This is a genomic window from Pseudomonas sp. AC532 (assembly GCF_979258965.1).
This window is the reverse complement of the sequence record NZ_OZ409888.1, coordinates 4,125,378-4,141,537: the sequence shown is the minus strand read 5'-3', so window position 1 is coordinate 4,141,537 and position 16,160 is coordinate 4,125,378. Positions and strand designations below refer to the sequence as shown.

The following is a 16,160-nucleotide window of genomic DNA, read 5'->3' as shown; positions in this document are numbered from 1 at the left end:
TCATGACCGGCTATCGGCAGGCGCCCTCTGCAGCCCGCGCCGATGCGAGCCGACGTTTTCCTGAAAAACCTTTCACTCATTCCAGGCAGTGCCATGACCAAGAAGCTCTATATCGAAACCCACGGTTGCCAGATGAACGAGTACGACAGCTCGCGCATGGTCGACCTGCTGGGCGAGCATCAGGCGCTGGAAGTGACCGACCGCCCGGAAGACGCCGACGTCATCCTGCTCAATACCTGCTCGATCCGCGAGAAGGCGCAGGACAAGGTGTTTTCCCAACTTGGCCGCTGGCGCGAGCTGAAACTGGAGAACCCGGACCTGGTGATCGGCGTCGGCGGCTGCGTGGCCAGCCAGGAAGGCGCGGCGATTCGTGACCGCGCACCTTACGTCGACGTGGTGTTCGGCCCGCAGACCCTGCACCGCCTGCCGGAAATGATCGACGCCGCGCGCAGCACCAAGGTCGCCCAGGTGGACATTTCCTTCCCCGAGATCGAGAAGTTCGACCGCCTGCCCGAACCACGGGTCGACGGCCCCAGCGCTTTCGTCTCGGTAATGGAAGGCTGCAGCAAATACTGCACCTTCTGCGTGGTGCCCTACACCCGCGGCGAGGAAGTCAGCCGCCCGCTCGACGACGTGCTGGCAGAGATCATCCACCTCGCCGAAAACGGCGTGCGTGAAGTCACCCTGCTCGGCCAGAACGTCAACGGCTACCGTGGTGCGACCCGTGAGGGCGGCATCGCCGATTTCGCCGAGCTGCTGTACCTGGTAGCAGCCGTCGACGGTATCGACCGCATTCGTTACATCACCAGCCACCCGCTGGAGTTTTCCGACGCGTTGATCAAGGCCCACGCCGAGATTCCCGAGCTGGTGAAATTCCTCCACCTGCCCGTGCAATCGGGCTCCGACCGCATTCTGGCGGCGATGAAGCGCAATCACACCGCACTGGAATACAAGTCGCGCATCCGCAAGCTGCGGGCTGCGGTGCCGGATATCGTCATCAGCTCGGACTTCATCATCGGCTTCCCAGGGGAAACCGAGAAGGATTTCCAGCAGACAATGAAGCTGGTGGAGGATGTCGGTTTCGACTTCTCCTACTCCTTCATGTACAGCTCGCGCCCCGGCACGCCGGCCGCAGACCTTACCGATGACACCCCCGAAGAAGTGAAGAAAGAACGCTTGCAGATGCTGCAGCACCGCCTCAATCAACAAGGCTTCGAAAATAGCCGGCGCATGGTCGGCAGCGTGCAGCGGATTCTGGTCAGCGACTTCTCGAAAAAGGACCCGGGCAAGCTGCAGGGCAAGACCGAGAACAACCGCTTCGTCAATTTCCCGTGCGACAACCCACACCTGATTGGCCAGTTCGTCGACGTGCATATCGACGAAGCGATGCCGCATTCCCTGCGCGGCACCCTGATCGAACGCCACTGAAGCGCTGCGCGGCAGACGAAACGCGCACCCAGCCACAAGCGCAGCGCGGTCGTCGGCCGCGCTTTCCCCCAGCGTCGGCTAGCGCTATTCTCTGCCTTCCACTTAGCCAACTGGCGGCCAAAAAACGACCTTGAATACTTCCCTAGCACCTCATCGCTTCACCCTCGAGCCCTTCGAAGCCAAGCGCTTCGCCAACCTCAGCGGCCAATTCGACGAGCACCTGCGCCTGATCGAATCGCGCCTGGGCATCGAAATTCGCAACCGCGGCAATCAGTTCGAGCTGCTTGGCGACCCGGGGCAGACCACCTCCGCCGAAAACCTGCTGCGCCGCCTGTACCGCGAAACCGACAGCACCGAGCTGTCGCCGGACATGGTGCACCTGTTCCTGCAGGAATCGGGTATCGAGGAACTGAACGCCCCCAGCGGCCACGCCAATATCGCCTTGCGCACGCGCAAGGGCATGATCCGCCCGCGCGGCGCCAACCAGCAGTTGTACGTCAAGGCGATTCTCGACCACGACATCAACTTCGGCATTGGCCCGGCCGGTACCGGCAAGACCTACCTGGCGGTCGCCGCGGCCGTGGACGCCCTGGAGCGCGAGCAAATCCGCCGCATCCTGCTGGTGCGCCCAGCGGTCGAAGCCGGTGAAAAGCTCGGTTTCCTGCCCGGCGACCTGTCGCAGAAGATCGACCCGTACCTGCGCCCGCTGTACGACGCGCTCTACGAGATGCTCGGTTTCGAACAGGTGGCCAAGCTGATCGAGAAACAGGTGATCGAGGTCGCGCCACTGGCCTACATGCGCGGCCGCACGCTGAACAACAGCTTCATCATTCTCGACGAAAGCCAGAACACCACGATGGAACAGATGAAGATGTTCCTGACCCGCATCGGCTTTGGCTCCACCGCGGTGATCACCGGTGACATCACCCAGGTCGACCTGCCACGCGGTACCAAGAGCGGCCTGACCCACGTGATCGACGTGCTCAAGGGCGTGCCGGGCATCAGCTTCACCCACTTCAAGCCCAAGGACGTGGTGCGCCATCCGCTGGTGCAGCGCATCGTCGAAGCCTATGAGCGCTTCGATGCCGAACGTCAGCCGTTCGACCGCCGCCCGGCGGACAACGATCCGGGAGCGCGCTCCGAGCCATGATCGAACTGGACCTGCAGGTCGCCAGCACGGCTGAGCACCTGCCCACCGAGGCCGACTTCCAGGCATGGTGCGCGGCCGGTCTGCGCCAGCGCAGCGCCGACTCGGAGCTGACCATTCGCCTGGTGGACGAAGAAGAGGGCCGCGAACTCAACCACACATGGCGCCACAAGGATTACGCGACCAACGTATTGTCCTTCCCCGCCGATGTGCCTGATGATTTGCTGGATATTCCGCTGCTTGGTGACCTGGTGATCTGCGTCCCGGTGGTCGAGCGTGAAGCTGTCGAACAAGGCAAGGCACTGGAGGCGCACTGGGCGCATCTGGTGATACACGGCTGTCTGCACCTGCTCGGCTACGACCACATCGATGATGAGGAAGCCGAGGAGATGGAAGCGCTGGAACGATTATTGCTCGCCGAGCTGGGTCATCCCGACCCGTATGCCGGCGACGAATAGAGCAAAGGATCCCGAGTAAAACCCCATGAGCGAAGACCGATCGAGCAACGAGCAAAAGTCCTGGCTGAACAAGCTGACCCAGGCTTTTGCTCATGAGCCGAAGAACCGCCAGGAACTGCTGGAAGTTCTGCGCGATGCGCACCAGAACAAACTGCTCGACAGCGAGGCCCTGGCCATCGTCGAAGGCGCCATCCAGGTCGCCGACCTGCAGGTTCGCGACATCATGGTGCCGCGTTCCCAGGTGGTGACCATCAAGGCCAACCAGTCTCCCAAGGAATTCCTCCCGGTGATCATCGAGGCCGCGCACTCGCGCTACCCGGTGATTGGCGAAACCCTCGACGACGTGCTCGGCATCCTGCTCGCCAAGGATCTGCTGCCGCTGCTGCTGGCCGACCAGCCCGACTTCAATATCCGCGACATGCTGCGCCCAGCCACGTTCGTGCCCGAGTCAAAGCGCCTCAACGTGCTGCTGCGCGAGTTCCGCGCCAACCACAACCACATGGCGGTGGTGATCGACGAGTACGGCGGCGTGGCCGGCCTGGTGACCATCGAGGACGTACTCGAGCAGATCGTCGGCGATATCGAGGACGAGCACGACGTCGAGGAAGACAGCTACGTCAAGCCACTGCCCAGCGGCGACTTCCTGGTCAAGGCGCTGACGCCCATCGATCACTTCAACGAAGCCTTCACCACCGATTTCTCGGACGATGAGTTCGATACGGTTGGCGGCCTGGTGATGAGTTCTTTCGGCCATTTGCCCAAGCGCAACGAAGTGACGGTGATTGGCGAATTCCGCTTTCGCGTGCTGAACGCCGACAGCCGACGCGTGCACCTGCTGCGCCTGACGCCGCTGGCCCGCTGACCTGCCGTAGCGCCCCGCCTGCGGGCGCGCCTGCCCACCTCATTTCCCGAGCATCGTGATGAATCGTCTGTTCTGCCCCGGCTGGCCCGGCCACCTGATCGCCCTGCTGGCAGGCGCGCTGACCACCCTGGCGCTGGCGCCGTACGGCATCTGGCCGCTACTGCTGCTGTCGATCGCCCTGCTCTACCGCGGCCTGCGCGAGCTGACCCCGCGCCAGGCAGCCTGGCGCGGGTGGTGGTATGGCTTTGGCCTGTTCGCCTCCGGCACCAGCTGGGTATACGTGAGCATCCACGATTACGGCGCCGCCTCCCCACCCCTGGCCGCCTTGCTGACCCTGGGCTTCGTCGCCGGGCTGGGCCTGTTCTTCGCCCTGGCGGCCTGGCTGTGGGCCCTGTGCTTGCGCCGTAACGCAGCGCCGGTCAGCGATGCGCTGGCATTCGCGGCCTTGTGGGTGGCCCAGGAAGCATTTCGCGGCTGGTTTCTCACCGGGTTTCCCTGGCTGTACGCAGGCTACAGCCAGCTGGACGGCCCCATGGCCGGCCTGGCGCCCGTCGGCGGCGTATGGCTGCTGTCGTTCGCCCTGGCATTGAGCGCCGCGCTACTGGTCAACCTGCCACGCCTGTACCGGCACAAGCCGCAACTGGCGGGCGCGCTGGTACTGCTGATCGCGCCCTGGCTACTCGGCGCCCTGCTCAAGGGCCACGCCTGGACCGCACCGGCCGGCGAGCCGCTGAGCGTCGCCGCAATCCAGGGCAACGTGGAGCAGAACCTCAAGTGGGACCCGGCGCAGCTCAACGCGCAACTGGCGCTGTACCGCGACATGAGCTTCAGCAGCAAACCGGCCGACTTGCTGATCTGGCCGGAAACCGCAGTGCCGGTGCTCAAGGAGCAGGCCATCGGCTACCTCGCCATGATGGACCGCTTCGCCAGTGACCGTCAGAGTGCGCTGATCACCGGTGTGCCGATTCGCCAGCCCAACGAGCACGGCGAGCAGCGCTACTACAATGCCGTCAGCGTGCTGGGCCAGGGCAGCGGCGATTACCTCAAGCAGCGCCTGGTACCGTTCGGCGAATACGTGCCGCTACAAGAGGTGCTGCGCGGCCTGATCGCGTTCTTCGACCTGCCGATGTCCGACTTCGCCCGTGGTGGCCACGACCAGCCGCTGCTGGAAGCCAAGGGGCATCGCATCGCCACCTTCATCTGCTACGAAGTGGTGTACCCGGAATTCGCCGCTGAAATGGCCGCGCGCAGCGATCTGCTGCTGACGGTGAGCAACGATACCTGGTTCGGCACCTCGATCGGTCCGCTGCAACACCTGCAGATGGCGCAGATGCGCGCCCTGGAAGCCGGTCGCTGGATGATCCGCGCCACCAACAACGGCGTGACGGTGCTGATCGACCCGTTCGGCCAGATCACCGAGCGCCTGCCGCAATTCCAGCAAGGCACGCTCTATGGCGAAGTGCAGCCCATGCAGCACCTGACGCCCTACCTGCAATGGCGCTCCTGGCCGCTGATTGCGGTGTGCAGCCTGCTGGCGGCCTGGGCGCTGATTCGCCGTCGCCGGGAGGCGGCGTGACGCCAAGGGCTGAATGCGTGGGCAGCAACGCTGGGAGGCCAGCGCGGCGATTCGCCTGAGCAACCCGTCAACGCCCATGGGCCAGTGCAAGAATGGGCTTGAGCCCACCAACGAGGCTAACGGCCGTAGGCCAGCGGGTAGGCCAGCGAGCCGATCAGTTCGTTGAGCAACTGGGTGCTCTGCCAGAAGGACTTGCCTTCCGGCAGCCAGCCGCCCAGCGGACGGTCGTTGGGCACGCCGATGAAGCCAACCGGCGCCGTCGTCACCTCGAACCCCGCCTGTTCGAAACTCCAGCGCGAGCGCGGCATGTGCCAGGCCTGGGTCACCAGCAGCACGCGGCGGATGCCTTCGGGCTGCAGCATGGCGGCGCTTTCCACGGCATTTTCCCAGGTGGTGCGGCTGCGTTCCTCCAGCCAGCGTACCGGCACGCCAAAGTCCTCTTGCATCACCTGCGCGGCCAGCGCCGCCTCACTCGGCGGCCGCCCGAAATGCAGGCCACCGGTAGCCAGTACCGGCAGCCCCGAAGCCTTTGCCAGGCGCGCCGCATAGCGAATGCGCTCCATTGCCAGGGCGCTGGGCTGATCGCCGCCCCAGGCCGGCTCGGCGGTTTCACGACCGGCGCCCAGCACCACGATGGCATCGGCGCGCTGCGCCAGCTGCGTCCACTGCTGATGTGCCAGCGCTGGCTCGCGCTCGATCTGCCGCGCCGCCCATTCCACCGTCACCGGCAGGCTCATCAGCCACAAGCCGCCGACGCCGACGGCGAAACAACCAGCGGCCAGGCGCGGAAAGCGCCGCCGCAGAAACCAGGCGAGCACCAGCAACAGCAGCAGGATGCCGGGCGGCATGAAGATTTGCTTGAGCAGATAACGAAGCGGCATCGAGCACCTCCGGGAAAGGGTCGAAGCCTAGGGGCAGTGGCACCGCGGCACAAGCGCGGCGCGCTTCATTCAGAGCGTCGCGGCGTCTGTGCAGCAGTGCCGATGATAACGCCGCGATGATGGGCGAATGGCGGTGCCCTGCCGTCGGCCGGCCCGCCGCTGGGGCAGCTCCGTTGGCTGGCCAGGTACGCCGTGATCAGCGCCAGGTCGGCGGCAGACAGGCCGCGCACTTCCATATCCACCGATGGCTGGTCGGCGAGCCGGGCCAGGCTGTCGGCCTCATGGAGGGCCGACACCAGCCGTTGCAGCAGCCGCCCGTAGGGGTCGGTCCGCGAATCGATACTTGCTGAAGAGCCCATCACACACCTCCCGGCCGCTCGCCCTCACCTGAGCTTAGCGCCCACCCCGAGGCCGGCCGGGTACCGCGACCAACGGCCAGGCGGAGCAATCAGCGTTTCCTCCGTCAAGGGGGGTCATGTATGCTACGGCGTTTCCTGAAAGCCCCTTTCCCTAGCGCAAAGTAGCCATGCACGAACAGTATCAGCCACGCGAAATCGAAGCCGCCGCGCAATCCCACTGGGATTCGCAGAACTCCTTTGTAGTCAGCGAACAGCCCGGCAAGGAGACGTTCTACTGCCTGTCGATGTTCCCCTACCCGAGCGGCAAGCTGCACATGGGGCACGTGCGCAACTACACCATTGGTGACGTGATTTCCCGTTACCAGCGCATGCTGGGCAAGAACGTGCTGCAGCCACTGGGCTGGGACGCTTTCGGCATGCCGGCGGAAAACGCGGCCATCGACAACAATGTCGCACCGGCCAAGTGGACCTACGAAAACATCGCTTACATGAAGACCCAGCTCAAGAGCCTGGGCCTGGCCATCGATTGGTCACGCGAAGTCACCACCTGCAAGCCGGACTACTATCGCTGGGAACAGTGGCTGTTCACTCGCCTGTTCGAAAAGGGTGTGATCTACCGCAAGAACGGTACCGTCAACTGGGACCCCATCGACCAGACCGTACTGGCCAACGAGCAGGTCATCGATGGCCGCGGCTGGCGTTCCGGCGCGGTGATCGAGAAGCGCGAAATCCCCATGTACTACTTCAAGATCACCGCCTACGCGGATGAACTCTTGAGCAGCCTGGACGAGCTAGATGGCTGGCCGGAACAGGTCAAGACCATGCAGCGCAACTGGATCGGCAAATCACGCGGCATGGAAGTGCAATTCCCCTACGACGTCGCGTCGATTGGCGAAGCCGGTACCCTCAAGGTATTCACCACACGTCCCGACACCCTGATGGGCGCGACCTATGTCGCCGTGGCCGCCGAGCACCCGCTGGCCGCCCTCGCTGCGCAGGGCAACCCAGAGCTGCGGGCTTTCATCGAAGAATGCAAAGGCGGCAGCGTCGCCGAAGCCGACGTCGCTACCCAGGAAAAGAAAGGGCTGCCGACCTCGTTGTTCGTCGAGCACCCGCTGACCGGCGAGAAGCTGCCGGTGTGGGTCGCCAACTACGTGCTCATGCACTATGGCGACGGCGCTGTCATGGCCGTGCCCGCTCACGACGAGCGTGATTTCGAATTTGCCCGCAAATATGGGCTGCCGATCAAAGCCGTTGTGCGCACCAGCGCCGGTGATGAGGTCGGCAGCGAATGGCAACCCGCGTACAACGAACATGGCCAACTGATTAACTCCGGTACGTTCGACGGCCTGGATTTCGAAGGTGCATTCGACGCCATTGAAGTGGCCCTGCTGGAGAAGAAGCTCGGTGCCTCGCGCACCCAGTTCCGCCTGCGCGACTGGGGCATCAGCCGCCAGCGCTACTGGGGCTGCCCGATTCCGATCATCCACTGCGAAACCTGCGGTGACGTGCCGGTGCCCGAAGACCAGTTGCCGGTCGTGTTGCCCGAAGACGTGGTGCCCGACGGTGCCGGCTCGCCCCTGGCGCGCATGCCCGAGTTCTACGCATGCAGCTGCCCGAAATGCGGCGCGCCGGCCAAGCGTGAAACCGACACCATGGACACCTTCGTCGAATCGTCCTGGTACTACGCGCGCTACGCCTCGCCGCATTATGAAGGTGGCCTGGTCGAGAAATCCGCGGCTGACCACTGGCTGCCCGTGGACCAGTACATCGGCGGCATCGAACACGCGATCCTGCACCTGCTCTACGCGCGCTTCTTCCACAAGCTGATGCGCGACGAAGGCCTGGTGACGTCCAACGAACCGTTCAAGAACCTGCTGACCCAGGGCATGGTCAACGCCGAAACCTATTTCCGCATGGAAGCCAACGGCAAGAAGACCTGGATCAACCCGGCTGACGTGACCCTCGAGCGCGACGCCAAGGCCAAGGTCATCGCCGCGACGCTGACCAGCGATGGCCTGCCGGTCGAGATCGGTGGCACCGAGAAAATGTCGAAGTCGAAGAAGAACGGCATCGACCCGCAGACCATGATCGACCAGTACGGTGCCGACACCTGCCGCCTGTTCATGATGTTCGCCTCGCCGCCGGACATGAGCCTGGAATGGTCGGACTCCGGCGTCGAAGGCGCCAGCCGCTTCCTGCGCCGCGTCTGGCGCCTGGCCCAGGCCCACGTCAATCAGGGCCTGCCGGGCGTGCTGGATGCCGGCAAGCTGGACGACGCCGGCAAGGACGTACGCCGCGCCATCCACCTGGCGATCAGGCAGGCGACCCAGGATGTTGGCCAGCACCACAAATTCAACACCGCCATCGCTCAGGTGATGACGCTGATGAACGTACTGGAAAAGGCCGCCCAGGACACCGACCAGCAGCGCGCGCTGCTCCAGGAAGGCCTGGAAACCGTCGCGTTGCTGCTTGCGCCGATCACCCCGCACATCTGCCACGAGCTGTGGCAGGAGCTGGGCCATGAGGAAGCGATCATCGACGCGGCCTGGCCGAGCGTCGATGAATCCGCTCTGGTGCAGGACAGCCTGCAGCTGGTGATTCAGGTCAACGGCAAGCTGCGCGGACAGATCGAGGTGCCGGCCGATGCCAGCCGCGAGGCGGTAGAAGCGGCAGCCCGCGACAATGAGAACGTACAACGCTTCACCGAAGGGCTGACGATCCGCAAGGTCATCGTGGTGCCCGGCAAGCTGGTCAATATCGTCGCCAACTGAGGCGACAAGTGAGGTGTCGGCGTACTGCCGACACTGGGTCAACGTATCGGCAACGCAGGCACCCGTGCCTGCCCATGCCGGCCAGCGGAGCCGGCAGGACAAGGGGATAACGAGATGATCAAGCGCAATATGTTGGTAATCGGCCTGGCTGCCCTGCTCGGTGCGTGCGGCTTCCAGCTGCGCGGCACCGGTGACGTGCAATTCGCGCTCAAGGAACTCGAGGTCGGCGCGCGCGACAGCTACGGCGAGACCGTTCGCGACGTTCGTGAGGTGCTGGAGAGCAATGGTGTGCGTGTATTCCCCGGCGCCGCCTACAAGCTTTACCTGGCCAACGAGCAGGAGAAACAGCGTTCCGCCAGCTACACCAGCGCGGCTCGCAGTGCGGAATACGAACGTACCTTGACGCTGAATTACGAGATTCGTGGCGCCAAGAACCTGCTGCTGCTCAGCAACCAGCTGGAAGTGCAGACCTACTACGTGCAGGACTCCAACAACCTGATCGGCAACGATCAGGAGGCCGCTCGCCTACGCACCGAAATGCGTCGCGACCTAGTGCAGCAACTGGCCCAGCGCCTGCAGCAGATCACCCCAGACCAGCTCGACGCCCTGCAGCAGACTGCCGAAGCCAAGGCCAAGGCCGAAGCCGATGCCATTGAGGCAGCTCGCCAGCGCGAAGCCGCACAGCCGCAGCAATCGCCCATCGAACTGCCGGTGCAATAAGCACCTGTTTACGATCTGCTGCGCGTCGGCCCTGCTGCGTTAAAAACAGGCTGGATTGCCAGCCCAGTCGGAAAGCCGCTTGCGGCTAACGCACTTTGGTGCGGCCCCGGAGGGGCGAGCGAAGCGAGTTATGCTCATGTACAAAAGTACAGTCGCCCGCGACTCCGACCGTTCCTCGCCTGTTTTTGCCTTGCATGACTCTGGCTCGCGAGATCCTAAATAGGTTCTAAGACGGACGGGGCCCCTTCTTCGGCCTCTCAGGTTTAGATACTCATGAAACTCGCCCCCGCCCAACTCGGTAAACACCTGCAAGGTCCCTTGGCGCCCGTCTACGTGGTGTGCGGCGACGAAGCGCTGCTTTGCCAGGAAGCCAGCGACGCCATCCGCAATGCCAGCCGCGTGCAGGGGTTCACCGAACGTGAAGTGTTCCACGCCGAAGCCAACTTCGATTGGGGCATGCTCTACGAGGCCGGCGCAAGCCTGTCGCTGTTCGCCGAAAAACGTGTCATCGAACTGCGCATCGCCAACGGCAAGCCCGGCGACAAGGGCGCTGCGGCGATCATCGAGTACCTTGGGCGACCGCCGGAGGACACCCTGCTGCTGATCAGCCTGCCCAAGCTCGACGGCAGCGCGCAGAAGACCAAGTGGGCCAAGGCGCTGATCGATGGGCCGCACTGCCAGTTCGTGCAGATTTGGCCGGTGGACGCCAACGGGCTGCCGCAATGGATTCGCCAGCGCCTGGCCCAGGCTGGCATGAACGCCACTGCCGATGCGGTCGATCTGATCGCTGCGCGGGTGGAAGGCAACCTGCTGGCCGCCGCGCAGGAAATCGAAAAGCTCAAGCTGCTCGCCGATGGCCAGCAGATCGACGCCGGCACCGTGCAGGCGGCGGTTGCAGACAGTGCCCGCTATGACGTGTTCGGCCTGATCGACGCCATTCTCAACGGCGAAGCCGCCCATGCCCTGCGCATGCTCGACGGCTTGCGCGGCGAAGGGCAAGAGTCGCTGTTCATCGTCGTCATGCTGGCCCGCGAATTGCGCCAGCTGGCGAACATTTCCTACCAGTTCAGCCAGGGCATGCCGTTGGACAAGGCGTTCGCCTCGGCCCGCCCGCCCGTCTGGGACAAGCGCCGCCCACTGGTCAGCAAAGCTCTGCAGCGCCATTCACCGGCTCGCTGGAACGCCCTGTTGATGGATGCCCAGCAGATCGATGCACAGGTGAAGGGACAGGCGCCCGGCGACCCCTGGGCCAGCCTCTCGCGGCTGGTGCTGATGATGGCCGGCCAGCGCCTCAAACTCGGCGCTTGAGCCTACCCCCAGCATGGACATCGCCCTGCGAGCGGCGCATCATTGGCGTCGCCCGCATTGGCGCGAGCACTGATCGAGGACCTGCCATGAGCAAGAAATCACGGCCGAACAAGGCCAAATCCATCGTCGCCCAGCCGCTGTTCCGCTCTCGTCAGGAACGACCCGGCAAAGGAAAAGGCAGCTACCGCCGCCAGGCCTCCCAGCAAAACTGGGAGGCTTTTTCGTTTATGGGGGCGATGAAAAAAACGGCTTGATCGCTCGCTCAGCCCGCATCCCTGCCCATCCGTGCTAAGGTGGTCGCCTGCAAAACGTGTTGAGATGACCATGCCCAACCTGTTCATTCGCGGCCTGCCTGCCACCGCTGCGGCCAGCTTCCTGCTCCTGCTCACGGCCTGTGCCGATGCTCCGGCTCAACCCCTGGCGGCGCCGAGTACCCCGCAGAGCACTGCCACTCCCAACCCCCTGTTCAGCCAGCCCGTCGAAGAGCAATTGAGCTTCGAACAGTGGCGCGACCTGCTGCGCAGCGACGCCATGGCCGCCGGCATCAGCCCCACCCTGTTCGACCGGGCCTTCGCCGGCGTGGTGCCGAACCCCGATGTGGTCAAGGCCGACAGCAGCCAGCCGGAGTTCAGCCGGCCGGTGTGGGAATACCTGAAAGGCGCCGTGTCTCCCAGCCGTGTCGCCCGTGGCCGCATTCTGCTGACCCAGAACAGCGCCATGCTCAACCAGATCGAACAGCGTTATGGCGTCGACGCGCAAACCCTGGTCGCCATCTGGGGCCTGGAAAGCAATTTCGGCAGCAACATCGGCAGCCACAACGTAGTGCGCTCCCTGGCCACCCTGGCCTATGAAGGTCGCCGTCAGGCCTTCTGGCGCAGCCAGTTGCTGGCCGTGCTGAAGATTCTGCAGCACGGCGATATCGCCCCGGAAAGCCTGGTGGGCTCCTGGGCCGGCGCCATGGGCCAGACCCAGTTCATGCCGACCACCTACAACGAACATGCCGTGGACTTCGACGGCGACGGCAAGCGCGATGTCTGGACCTCCCAGGCCGATGCCCTGGCTTCGGCGGCCCACTACCTGCAAGGCTCCAACTGGCAGTTGCGCCAGCCGTGGGGCTTTGAAGTACAGCTGCCGCAGAGCTTCGACTATGCCCTGGCCGACCCGGAAGTGCGCCGCAGCCTCAGCGAATGGCGCGCCCTCGGCGTCCATCCGATGGGCCAGCCGTTAAACACGCCGCGCGACGACGCCAGCGCCACGCTGTTGTTGCCCGCAGGGCATCGCGGCCCGGCATTCCTGCTGTTCAGCAATTTCCGCAGCATCCTGCGATACAACAATTCCACGTCCTACGCCCTGGCGATCGGCCTGCTGTCCGACGCCCTGCGTGGCGGCAACGGTGTGCAAGGCACCTGGCCGGAAGGCGATCGGCAGCTGGGCCGCAGCGAACGCGTCGAATTGCAGGAGCGCCTGAACGCCCGCGGCTTCGACTCCGGCCACCCAGACGGCATCATCGGTGCCAACACCCGCAAGGCGATTCGCGCCTTCCAGCTGCACTTGGGCTGGCCGGCCGATGGCTACCCGGACAGCAACCTGCTCGACCAGTTGCGCCAACCGAACTGAGTGCTGCCGGCGCGGTGACCACCGTCATCGCGCCCTTCCTTTCCTGCGTTGCGAATCGTCCATTCCTGAGCGACCCTGTAGTCGGGCTGCCACGTGATCCGTGGTAGCCGCACTGCCCCGTCTGCCGTGATCCGGCACGGGCCAACGACAACAGAGAGGTCGCTATGCACGACATCGAACTGGACGACGAACAACGCATGATCCGCGACTGCACCCGGCAGTTCGCTCGCCGCGCCATCGCCCCGCATGCCCAGGCCTGGGAACAGGCCGGCTGGATCGACGATGCGGTGGTGACGCAGATGGGCGAAATGGGCCTGCTAGGCATGATCGTCCCGGACACCTGGGGTGGTAGTTATCTCGACTACGTGGCCTATGCGCTCGCCGTGGAAGAAGTCTCGGCCGCAGATGCGGCGACCGGCACGCTGATGAGCGTACATAACTCGGTAGGCTGCGGCCCGCTGCTCAATTACGGCAGCGACGCGCAGAAGAATGCATGGCTACCGCGCCTGGCCAGCGGCGAAGTGATTGGCTGCTTCTGCCTGACCGAGCCCCAGGCCGGCTCTGAAGCCCATAACCTGCGCACCCGCGCCGAGCTGCGCGGCGAGCACTGGGTGCTCAACGGTTCCAAACAGTTCGTCAGCAACGGCCAGCGCGCCGGCCTGGCCATCGTCTTCGCGGTCACCGACGCCTCACTCGGCAAACAGGGCATCTCAGCCTTTCTGGTGCCGACCGATACCCCCGGCTTTCGCGTCGAGCGGCGCGAGCACAAGATGGGTATTCGCGCCTCGGACACCTGCGCCATCGCCCTCGAAAACTGCAGCGTTCCGCTGCAGAACCTGCTCGGTGAACGTGGCAAGGGCCTGGGTATCGCCTTGTCCAACCTCGAGGGTGGGCGCATTGGCATCGCCGCCCAGGCCGTCGGTATCGCCCGCGCCGCCTTCGAAGCGGCGCTGCTGTACTCGCGCGAACGGGTGCAGTTCGACAAGCCCATCGGCGAGCACCAGAGCATCGCCAACCTGCTCGCCGACATGCACACCCAGATCAATGCCGCCCGCCTGCTCACCCTGCATGCCGCGCGCCTGCGCAGCGCCGGGCAGCCCTGCCTCTCGGAAGCCTCCCAGGCCAAGCTGTTCGCCTCGGAAATGGCCGAACGCGTGTGCTCCAAAGCGCTGCAAGTGCACGGCGGCTACGGCTATCTGGAAGACTTCCCCGTGCAACGCTACTACCGGGATGCGCGCATCACCCAGATCTACGAAGGCGCCAGCGAGATCCAGCGCCTGCTGATCGCCCGCGAGTTGCGGCACTACCAGCCCTAACCCTTGAGCAGACGAGCCTCGGCGTTGTCGAGGTCGCGCAGGATCTGCGCCACCATGTCGTCGTCCAGCTGGTTGTCCTTGCGCATCCGGTACAGCTCCAGCCGTTGGGTGCGCAGCGCATGCAAGCGCATGCGGTACTCCAGCTGGTCGGCCTGGCGCTGATACTCGCGCGACTCTTCCGCGCGGCGGGTTCGGGTTCGTTCGAGCAGGTCACGGTATTCGCTCATCAGCTTGGCGCGGATCTCCGCGGTGGCGATTGCGCCGTCGGTGTCCGCAGCCTTTTCATCGGCGGCCTCCAGGCAGCGAATGGCAGCCTGCAGCAACTGCCCGCGATGGCGATTGAGCTCGGCTTCCTGGCGCGCCACGTTGTCCTGCGGCAGCAAGGGCAGCAGCCTGGGCATTACCACGCTGGCGACCAGCAGCGACACCAGGATCACCCCGGCGGCAATGAGTATCAGCAGATCTCGCTCGGGAAACGCCTCGCCATTGTTGAGCAGCAGCGGTAACGACATCACCCCCGCCAGCGTCACCGCACCGCGCACGCCGCCCAGGGTCAACACCGCGGCCAGGGCCAGGCGCGACTGCCCGGCGAAGCGGGTCGGCTTGCCGCGCCAGCGCCGCACCATTCCCGATGTGCGCCAGTAGCTGTAGACCCAGGCGAAACGCAGCGCCATCAGCACCGCGTACACCGCCAGCACGTAACCCAGAGCGGGCAGCAGCAGGTGCCAGGCATCGGCGTGGTCGCCGATGACCGCCTTGAGGATATCTGGCAACTGCAGGCCCAGCAGCAGGAAGATCAGGCCGTTGAAGGTGAATTCGAGCATGCCCCACACGCCGCGGTTGAGCAGGCGCGTGGTGGTCTGGCGCGGCAGCAGGTCGAGGCGGCTCTGCATCATGCCAGCTGCCACCGCGGAGAGAATCCCCGACAGCCCCAGATGCTCGGCAGCCACATAGGCGGCGAACGGCAGCAACAGCATCAGCAGCACATGGGGCGCCGGCTCTTCCCAGCCTCGGGCGATCATCGCGGCGCGCAGGCGGCCCAGCAGATAACTCAACGCCATGCCGATCAGTAGCCCGCCTGCGGCCACCAGCACGAATTGCAGGCTGGCGTCGGCAAAGGAAAACACCCCGGTGAGGGTGGCCGCCACGGCGAACTTGAACGCCACCAGGCCGGACGCGTCGTTCATCAGCGCCTCCCCCTGCAGCAGGTTGCCCAGGGTGCTGGGCAGGCGCCCATGCGTGATCGCCGATACAGCCACCGCATCGGTCGGCGACAACACCGCAGCCAACGCGAAACACGCCGCCAGCGGCACCTGCGGTAACAACCAGTGAATGAAATATCCGGCGCCGAGAATGGTGAAGAACACCAGGGCGAAGGCGAGCAACAGGATGGGCGTGCGCAACTTGCGAAACTGCCCCTTGGGCATCCGCCAGCCGTCGACGAACAGCAGGGGCGGAATGAACAGCAGGAGAAACAGCTCGGGGTCGAGCCGCACGTGCAGGCCGAGCACCGGAATGGCCAGCAACGCACCGATCAGAATCTGCAGGATCGGCAACGGCAAGGGAATGAACTGGGCGCTGATGCGCGTACCACTGACCACCAGCAACATGATCAGGATGGTGTAGAGAAGCTGCATGACGGGAAAATCCTTGGCAAACATGAACACGCGCTGCGCATGCGCCCAGTCATTCTAACGCGCCCCGTACGGGTCGC

14 protein-coding genes are annotated in these 16,160 nt (G+C 64.6%); 11 read left to right on the top strand and 3 right to left on the bottom strand.

Translation table 11 applies throughout. The features are described from left to right. Positions 1-93 precede the first annotated feature (93 nt). The 5 genes from miaB (at position 94) to lnt (ending at position 5,471) form a co-directional block, all read left to right on the top strand. Positions 94-1,428 carry a tRNA (N6-isopentenyl adenosine(37)-C2)-methylthiotransferase MiaB gene (gene miaB, locus ACZ0AV_RS19235; RefSeq protein WP_499152514.1) on the top strand — a complete coding sequence of 445 codons (1,335 nt, stop codon included), beginning with the start codon at positions 94-96 and terminating at the stop codon, positions 1,426-1,428. Between the two features lie 130 nt (positions 1,429-1,558). Next, the gene (locus ACZ0AV_RS19230) at positions 1,559-2,578 is read left to right on the top strand and encodes a PhoH family protein (protein ID WP_499152513.1); all 1,020 of its coding nucleotides are present in this window, start codon (positions 1,559-1,561) and stop codon (positions 2,576-2,578) included. After that, a complete protein-coding gene (gene ybeY / locus ACZ0AV_RS19225) occupies positions 2,575-3,033 on the top strand; it encodes an rRNA maturation RNase YbeY (RefSeq protein ID WP_499152512.1) in 459 nt (152 codons plus the stop codon). The genes ACZ0AV_RS19230 and ybeY overlap by 4 nt, the downstream gene beginning before the upstream one ends. 25 nt (positions 3,034-3,058) lie before the next feature. Continuing rightward, entirely contained in the window at positions 3,059-3,895 is an 837-nt protein-coding gene (locus ACZ0AV_RS19220; RefSeq protein ID WP_499152511.1) for a CorC family transporter, read from the top strand. 58 nt (positions 3,896-3,953) lie between these two features. Beyond that, a complete protein-coding gene (lnt, locus tag ACZ0AV_RS19215) occupies positions 3,954-5,471 on the top strand; it encodes an apolipoprotein N-acyltransferase (protein ID WP_499152510.1) in 1,518 nt (505 codons plus the stop codon). Between the two features lie 116 nt (positions 5,472-5,587). Here the strand turns inward: lnt and ACZ0AV_RS19210 are convergent, their stop codons facing one another. After that, positions 5,588-6,352: a YdcF family protein gene (locus tag ACZ0AV_RS19210; RefSeq protein ID WP_499152509.1), complete on the bottom strand. Its 765-nt coding sequence runs from the start codon at positions 6,350-6,352 to the stop codon at positions 5,588-5,590. A gap of 65 nt (positions 6,353-6,417) precedes the next feature. Continuing rightward, on the bottom strand, positions 6,418-6,711 hold the full coding sequence (locus tag ACZ0AV_RS19205; RefSeq protein ID WP_499152508.1) for a hypothetical protein: 294 nt from the start codon (positions 6,709-6,711) through the stop codon (positions 6,418-6,420). 167 nt (positions 6,712-6,878) lie between these two features. Between ACZ0AV_RS19205 and leuS the strand changes: the two genes are divergently transcribed. The 6 genes from leuS (at position 6,879) to ACZ0AV_RS19175 (ending at position 14,446) form a co-directional block, all read left to right on the top strand. Beyond that, a complete protein-coding gene (gene leuS, locus ACZ0AV_RS19200; RefSeq protein ID WP_499152507.1) occupies positions 6,879-9,485 on the top strand; it encodes a leucine--tRNA ligase in 2,607 nt (868 codons plus the stop codon). 114 nt (positions 9,486-9,599) lie between these two features. Then, positions 9,600-10,205 (top strand): LPS-assembly lipoprotein LptE, encoded by a 606-nt coding sequence (locus ACZ0AV_RS19195; protein ID WP_499152506.1) that lies wholly within the window; start codon positions 9,600-9,602, stop codon positions 10,203-10,205. Positions 10,206-10,478: 273 nt separating this feature from the next. Beyond that, entirely contained in the window at positions 10,479-11,513 is a 1,035-nt protein-coding gene (holA, locus tag ACZ0AV_RS19190) for a DNA polymerase III subunit delta (RefSeq protein ID WP_499152505.1), read from the top strand. 86 nt (positions 11,514-11,599) lie between these two features. Continuing rightward, positions 11,600-11,767, top strand: a complete 168-nt coding sequence (arfA, locus tag ACZ0AV_RS19185; protein ID WP_499152504.1) for an alternative ribosome rescue factor ArfA — start codon at positions 11,600-11,602, stop codon at positions 11,765-11,767. 70 nt (positions 11,768-11,837) lie between these two features. Then, positions 11,838-13,130 carry a lytic murein transglycosylase gene (locus ACZ0AV_RS19180; RefSeq protein ID WP_499153402.1) on the top strand — a complete coding sequence of 431 codons (1,293 nt, stop codon included), beginning with the start codon at positions 11,838-11,840 and terminating at the stop codon, positions 13,128-13,130. 164 nt (positions 13,131-13,294) lie between these two features. Beyond that, a complete protein-coding gene (locus ACZ0AV_RS19175; RefSeq protein WP_499152503.1) occupies positions 13,295-14,446 on the top strand; it encodes an acyl-CoA dehydrogenase family protein in 1,152 nt (383 codons plus the stop codon). Here ACZ0AV_RS19175 and ACZ0AV_RS19170 read toward each other — a convergent pair. Beyond that, a complete protein-coding gene (locus tag ACZ0AV_RS19170) occupies positions 14,443-16,083 on the bottom strand; it encodes a Na+/H+ antiporter (RefSeq protein WP_499152502.1) in 1,641 nt (546 codons plus the stop codon). The genes ACZ0AV_RS19175 and ACZ0AV_RS19170 overlap by 4 nt on opposite strands. Between the last annotated feature and the right edge of the window lie 77 nt (positions 16,084-16,160).

What these genes read in the sequence shown, in the direction of transcription:
- miaB (WP_499152514.1), top strand. Translation starts at nt 94, where the DNA reads ATGACCAAGAAGCTCTATATCGAAACCCACGGTTGCCAGATGAACGAG.
- ybeY (WP_499152512.1), top strand. Translation starts at nt 2,575, where the DNA reads ATGATCGAACTGGACCTGCAGGTCGCCAGCACGGCTGAGCACCTGCCC.
- ACZ0AV_RS19220 (WP_499152511.1), top strand. Translation starts at nt 3,059, where the DNA reads ATGAGCGAAGACCGATCGAGCAACGAGCAAAAGTCCTGGCTGAACAAG.
- lnt (WP_499152510.1), top strand. Translation starts at nt 3,954, where the DNA reads ATGAATCGTCTGTTCTGCCCCGGCTGGCCCGGCCACCTGATCGCCCTG.
- ACZ0AV_RS19210 (WP_499152509.1), bottom strand. Translation starts at nt 6,352, where the DNA reads ATGCCGCTTCGTTATCTGCTCAAGCAAATCTTCATGCCGCCCGGCATC.
- ACZ0AV_RS19205 (WP_499152508.1), bottom strand. Translation starts at nt 6,711, where the DNA reads ATGGGCTCTTCAGCAAGTATCGATTCGCGGACCGACCCCTACGGGCGG.
- leuS (WP_499152507.1), top strand. Translation starts at nt 6,879, where the DNA reads ATGCACGAACAGTATCAGCCACGCGAAATCGAAGCCGCCGCGCAATCC.
- ACZ0AV_RS19195 (WP_499152506.1), top strand. Translation starts at nt 9,600, where the DNA reads ATGATCAAGCGCAATATGTTGGTAATCGGCCTGGCTGCCCTGCTCGGT.
- holA (WP_499152505.1), top strand. Translation starts at nt 10,479, where the DNA reads ATGAAACTCGCCCCCGCCCAACTCGGTAAACACCTGCAAGGTCCCTTG.
- arfA (WP_499152504.1), top strand. Translation starts at nt 11,600, where the DNA reads ATGAGCAAGAAATCACGGCCGAACAAGGCCAAATCCATCGTCGCCCAG.
- ACZ0AV_RS19180 (WP_499153402.1), top strand. Translation starts at nt 11,838, where the DNA reads ATGCCCAACCTGTTCATTCGCGGCCTGCCTGCCACCGCTGCGGCCAGC.
- ACZ0AV_RS19175 (WP_499152503.1), top strand. Translation starts at nt 13,295, where the DNA reads ATGCACGACATCGAACTGGACGACGAACAACGCATGATCCGCGACTGC.
- ACZ0AV_RS19170 (WP_499152502.1), bottom strand. Translation starts at nt 16,083, where the DNA reads ATGCAGCTTCTCTACACCATCCTGATCATGTTGCTGGTGGTCAGTGGT.